Origin of the sequence: Avibacterium volantium, from assembly GCF_049366555.1 — a bacterium.
GTDB lineage: Bacteria > Pseudomonadota > Gammaproteobacteria > Enterobacterales > Pasteurellaceae > Avibacterium > Avibacterium volantium_A.
Window position 1 is genome coordinate 1 of the sequence record NZ_JBMMGT010000059.1, and the last position, 1027, is coordinate 1027.

At 49.6% G+C, this 1027-nt stretch carries 1 rRNA gene; it reads right to left on the reverse strand.

What is annotated here, in order from left to right:
* Positions 1-1027 (reverse strand): 23S ribosomal RNA (locus ACLS0A_RS10970); the annotation flags it as partial.

Consider the following 1027-nt stretch of genomic DNA (forward strand, 5'->3'; position numbering starts at 1 on the left):
CTTCGTTAGAACATCAAACGTTAAAGGGTGGTATTTCAACAACGACTCCACGATAACTGGCGTTACCGCTTCATAGTCTCCCACCTATCCTACACATCAAAATTCAAGGTTCAGTGTCAAGCTATAGTAAAGGTTCACGGGGTCTTTCCGTCTAGCCGCGGGTACACCGCATCTTCACGGCGATTTCAATTTCACTGAGTCTCGGGTGGAGACAGCCTGGCCATCATTATGCCATTCGTGCAGGTCGGAACTTACCCGACAAGGAATTTCGCTACCTTAGGACCGTTATAGTTACGGCCGCCGTTTACTGGGGCTTCGATCAGGAGCTTCTCTTTCGATTACACCATCAATTAACCTTCCAGCACCGGGCAGGCATCACACCCTATACGTCCACTTTCGTGTTTGCAGAGTGCTGTGTTTTTAATAAACAGTTGCAGCCAGCTGGTATCTTCGACTGGTTCATGCTCCATCCGTAAAGAACTTCACACTACGCCAGCGCACCTTCTCCCGAAGTTACGGTGCTATTTTGCCTAGTTCCTTCACCCGAGTTCTCTCAAGCGCCTGAGTATTCTCTACCTGACCACCTGTGTCGGTTTTCAGTACGGTTTAGTAAAGCCTGAAGCTTAGTGGCTTTTCCTGGAAGTGTGGTATCAGTTACTTCAGCACCTTAGTGCCTCGTCATCATCTCTCAGTGTTAACGGTGAGCCGGATTTGCCTAACTCACCCACCTACCAACTTAAACGACCATCTCCAACAGGTCGATAACCTAACCTTCTCCGTCCCCACATCGCAGCTTTACCAAGTACGGGAATATTAACCCGTTTCCCATCGACTACGCTTTTCAGCCTCGCCTTAGGGGCCGACTCACCCTGCCCCGATTAACGTTGGACAGGAACCCTTGGTCTTCCGGCGAACGGGTTTTTCACCCGTTTTATCGTTACTTATGTCAGCATTCGCACTTGTGATACGTCCAGCAATCCTCTCAAATCACCTTCTTCCGCTTACACAACGCTCCCCTACCCAACAG